This window comes from Finegoldia sp. (assembly GCF_046991905.1).
Classification (GTDB): Bacteria; Bacillota; Clostridia; order Tissierellales; family Peptoniphilaceae; genus Finegoldia.
This window is the reverse complement of sequence record NZ_JBKWZF010000096.1, coordinates 1-4,756: the sequence shown is the minus strand read 5'-3', so window position 1 is coordinate 4,756 and position 4,756 is coordinate 1. Positions and strand designations below refer to the sequence as shown.

The following is a 4,756-nucleotide window of genomic DNA, read 5'->3' as shown; positions in this document are numbered from 1 at the left end:
AGTACCTTGCGGAACGCTATGTCCATCAGCTCATAGGATAAAAGCAGAAGTAGTCATAAACCTTATCCAAGAAACATTAAAAGATATAAAAAATTATCTTGATGAAGATAATGAAGCATTTATTCATTCCATTCAAAATGAAATGGAAGAAAAGGAAAAGGCACATATAGAAAAGAAAAAGATAAGATTAACAGAAAGCCAAAACAGGCTTCAAGAGCTGGAACGATTGATGTGCAGAATTTATGAAGATATGATTTTAAATAAGATACCGAATAATCGCTATGAAATTTTAAATAACCAATATGAAACTGAGCAACTCACGTTAAGCAAAGAGATTAAAGACTTAGAGCTTGTAATATCAAGATATGAAATGGAAACAGATAAGGCAAGAAAATTCATATCCCTTATTAGTCGTTATGAAAACTTTGATAATCTCACAAACACAATGATAAATGAGTTTGTAAAGAAGATAATCATTCATGAAAGAGATAGGAAAGGCAGTCAAACATCAAAGCAAAAGATAGAAATATATTTTAACTTCATAGGAAATTATGAAGTGCCAAAAGAAGAGTTAAGCGAAGAAGAACGATCAAAACTTGAGGAAGAAGAACGAAAAATTAATGAGAGAAGAGACAGACTTCATCAAAATTATCTAAAGCGTAAAGCAAATGGAAAACAACAGGAGTATGAGGAAAGGTATAAGGAAAGGAGAGAACAGAAAAAACAGGAGAAGCTAAAGAGTTTAAGAAAAGACTATGAAAAAGCATAAAATAACAAGATTAAAATCAATTGACAATTTGTCAGTTTAGATGTATTATATAAATAATAGGAGGTATAAAATGAGAGATGTAAAAGAACCTGAAATACGACGTGCAGAGATTATGGATGCTGCAATGATACTCTTTATGGAGAAAGGATATACTAATACAACAACTCAGGATATAGTTGATAAAGTAAATATATCAAGAGGGTTGTTATATTATCACTTTAAGAATAAAGAGGATATCTTATATTGTCTTGTAGAACAATATTCAGATAGACTACTGAAAGATATTTATATTATTGCTTATGATGAAGATAAAACTGCCATAGAAAAAATCAGATCATTTATAGATGTTACAATTATATCTTCAGAAAATATTTCAGCAGAGGGTACAGTGCTACAAAAAACAATTGACCTTAAAGAAAATCAATATATGATAGATAAGTTATCCCATAAGCTTGTTGAAAAACTGACAATATATTTTGAAAAGATTATAAATCAAGGAATAATGGAAAGAGTTTTTTCTGTAAAATATCCATTAGAAACAGCAGAGTTGCTTATGACAGCTTATGTTTTTGTTTCAAATAACATAAGTATAAGATATTTAAAGGAAGAACCTGTTGATAACTACTTAAATGCATTTAAGATAATGCTTGAACAAAGCTTAAATACGAAAAAGCTCTTTAGTAATTAAAAAAGAATAGAATGTTTGCAAGGAGAATAATTTGCCGATAGCTACTGATACACAAGTTATCGGTTTTATTTCAAGGAATAACTGACAAATTGTCAATGGAGGTGGAAATTATGTTAGAGATAAAGAATTTTAGTAAATTCTATGGGAACAAAAAGGCTGTTGAAAACTTATCCATTTCAGTACAGTCTGGAGATATTTATGGATTCATTGGTGCAAATGGAGCCGGAAAAACTACAACGATAAAAGCGGTAGTTGGAATTCATGATTTTGAGAATGGAAGTATAACGATTGACGGGCATTCTATTAAAGAAGAGCCTGTTATTTGTAAGAAAATAATGGCATACATTCCGGATAATCCGGATTTATATGAACATCTGACAGGATTTCAGTACATCAATTTTATTGCTGATTTATTTGAAGTTTCTACTGAAATACGCAGAGAAAGAATTCAGAGATACGGCGATTTATTTGAAATGACGAAACATCTTTCGGGAATGATATCTTCGTATTCACATGGCATGAAGCAAAGAACGGCTATTATTTCTGCACTGGTGCATTCTCCAAAGTTACTAATTTTAGATGAACCTTTTGTTGGACTTGATCCGAAAGCAACTTTTCTACTAAAGAAAATAATGCACGAATGCGTATCAGATGGAGGAGCTATTTTCTTTTCAACACATGTATTGGATGTTGCAGAAAAATTATGTAATAAAATTGCAATTATAAAAAATGGAAAGTTAATTGCGAGCGGAAATACAGAAGAAGTCAAAGGGAATAAATCTTTGGAGACTTTTTTCATGGAGGTGCAGGATAATGAGCAAAATTTGGATACTAATTAAAGCACAATTAATGAATTTCTTTCCGATCAACGAAATGAGAGAGCCGGGAAATAAAAAACAAAGTTCAATTGTTATTGCAAGTTTTGGAATAATAACTCTTGCTATATTTTTCTTTGTTTATAATATCATAACAGCCAAAACATTGGTACAACTGGGACAGCAGGAGTTGATACCGGCATATATGGTATCGGTATCAAGCTTTGCAATATTATTTTTGACAATATTTTATTCGAATGGGATTTTATTTGGCAGTCGTGATATGGAAAATCTTTTGTCATTGCCTGTAAAAAGTTCGGATATTATAAGCAGCAAGTTTATGTTTATGTATTTATTGAATTTTTTAATAGGATTGATGTTTATGCTTCCGGGGGGAATTGTTTGGGTGTTAAACGGAAGTTTAAATGCATTACAGATTATATTGTATTTTACTTCCATAATTTTTGTTCCGTTGATACCTATGTGTATAGCAGCATGTATGGGAATCATTATTGTTGTTGCTTCATCTTTCTTTAAGAGAAAAAATGTTATTGCTTTAATTTTTTCATTTGCAATGATAGGGATAATTGGATATATTGCAGTGTCAGCTATGAAATCAGGTAATGAAAATAGTATTGGGATTATGCTTTCTAAGCAAATTACCAGATTGTACCCGTTATCTAAGCTATTTATGGAATACTATAATTTTCCAATTTACATTGGAGTAGGATTATTTATTGTTCTTTCAATAGTATTTTTTTATATATTTGCCAAAGTGGTTTCATTGAAGTATGGGTTGCTTAATACTCTTGCTAAAACAACAACAAGATATTCTGACAACAAAAATTCGAATAATAGAAAATCAGTATTTTTTGCCCTATATAAAAAAGAAATGGGACTGTTTCTAAATTCATATATGGCAGTATTGAATGCAGGTCTTGGTGTAATACTTTTATGTGTTTTCAGCATATTTCTTCTTTTTAATTCTTTACAACAAATAGGGGAATATGCGGGAATCGAAAATGTTAATGAATATCTTTCAAATTTTGCTCCGATGTGTATTGCTTCAATGTTTTTACTTAGTTGTCCGGCAGCATTTTCCATATCTTTAGAAGGTAAAAATGTTTGGATTTTGCAAAGTTCTCCTATTAGGGTAAAAACGATTTTAAATTCTAAGATTGCAGTAAATCTTACGCTTCATTTAATTGGATATATTGTTTCTGTGTTTATATTTTTGCTAAAGCTTGATATGGACATTATTCAAACCATCAGCTTAATAATTGTTCCTATTTGTTATTCCGTTTTTATAACAGTGATTGGAATTTCTTTGAATAAAAAATTTCCCAACTTTGAATGGGAAAGTGAGATGATGATAGTAAAACAGAGTATGCCTGTTATTGTGTCTGCAATTATTGGAATGGTTGCGTTAGTTATACCAATTCTTCTCCATTGGTTTTTGCATTTTCCTATATTATTAACATTGTTAGGAGTAGCATTTATTTTGCTTATTATTGCAGGTGGCGTTTATATAAAAACTTGTAGATTAAATTTTTAGTTTAAGGAGGAGATGTTCTATGAAAAAAATTATTAAAAGATATAATGGTGTTTATTTCAATATTAAGTTTATTTGCAATATTTCAGGAATAAAAGATGATAGATTTAGTTAGAATATTTGATTCCCTATCAAATCCCATTAGAATGGATATTTTATTAATTATTTCTAATAAAAATTTAACTGCTGGAGAAATAGCAAGTCATTTTAAATTAGAAAAAGCAACTATATCTTATCATCTATCTTTATTAAAAAAGAGTAAATTAATTACCGACAGTAGATATAAAAATTATATCTATTATTCAATTAATAGGGATACATTTGTAGAAGTTATAAGGTGGTTAGATAAATTTTAGGAAAATAGAAAGCTATTGACAAATAGAAAGGAGATTTGCCATGAAAAAGAGATTTTTGAAAGATGTATTAGTGCTGATAGGAATGATGTTTGTAATATTTATTATTTGCATATTTCTCCCAGAGAAAATTCCTATTCATTTCAATGCAAAAGGAATCCCCGATATGTTTGCTAATAAATATTATCTTCTGTTTACTACGGTTATTCCGTATTCTGCTTATTGGAAATTCGTACGAGGAAGAAAAAATAAAAATAAATGAATGTATATCTATATTTGCAAATTGCTTCAGCGTTAAGAGTGTCTATTTTAAGAGGCGATTATGTTCCGGGACAACAGATGCCATCTATAAGGGCTTTAGTACAGAGGGAGGGATGTAATCCTGCAACAGTTCAAAAAGCTTTAAAAGTTCTTGAGAAACAGGGACTGATTGTTAGTCGTGGAAGTAAAGGATATTTTGTTATTGAAAGTGATCAGAAAATAATTGAGTTAAGAAATCAGGATTCGAATACACTAACAAAAATGTTGTTGGAAAAACTATATGAGTTAGGATTTTCGGATACTGAGATAATCAAGATG

The 4,756-nt window shown here is 29.9% G+C and carries 7 protein-coding genes; all 7 read left to right on the top strand.

Translation table 11 applies throughout. From position 1 onward, the window contains the following. Positions 1-769: DUF4368 domain-containing protein (locus ACLUJM_RS12985; RefSeq protein WP_412413000.1), on the top strand; the 769-nt coding region annotated here is incomplete at its 5' end. A gap of 70 nt (positions 770-839) precedes the next feature. Beyond that, complete coding sequence (locus ACLUJM_RS12980) at positions 840-1,457, top strand: TetR/AcrR family transcriptional regulator (protein ID WP_002838505.1); 618 nt, start codon at positions 840-842, stop codon at positions 1,455-1,457. 110 nt (positions 1,458-1,567) lie between these two features. Next, positions 1,568-2,296, top strand: a complete 729-nt coding sequence (locus ACLUJM_RS12975; protein WP_000889773.1) for an ABC transporter ATP-binding protein — start codon at positions 1,568-1,570, stop codon at positions 2,294-2,296. Continuing rightward, entirely contained in the window at positions 2,271-3,827 is a 1,557-nt protein-coding gene (locus ACLUJM_RS12970; RefSeq protein ID WP_412412999.1) for a putative ABC transporter permease subunit, read from the top strand. Before ACLUJM_RS12975 ends, ACLUJM_RS12970 begins: the two co-directional genes overlap by 26 nt. Before the next feature lie 95 nt (positions 3,828-3,922). Beyond that, a complete protein-coding gene (locus ACLUJM_RS12965) occupies positions 3,923-4,180 on the top strand; it encodes a metalloregulator ArsR/SmtB family transcription factor (protein WP_023056444.1) in 258 nt (85 codons plus the stop codon). A 40-nt stretch (positions 4,181-4,220) separates the two neighbouring features. Further along, positions 4,221-4,439 carry a DUF1648 domain-containing protein gene (locus tag ACLUJM_RS12960; protein WP_036739994.1) on the top strand — a complete coding sequence of 73 codons (219 nt, stop codon included), beginning with the start codon at positions 4,221-4,223 and terminating at the stop codon, positions 4,437-4,439. Beyond that, positions 4,436-4,756 (top strand): GntR family transcriptional regulator (locus tag ACLUJM_RS12955; RefSeq protein WP_412412998.1); only part of this gene is annotated, 321 nt, incomplete at its 3' end. The genes ACLUJM_RS12960 and ACLUJM_RS12955, both read left to right, overlap by 4 nt.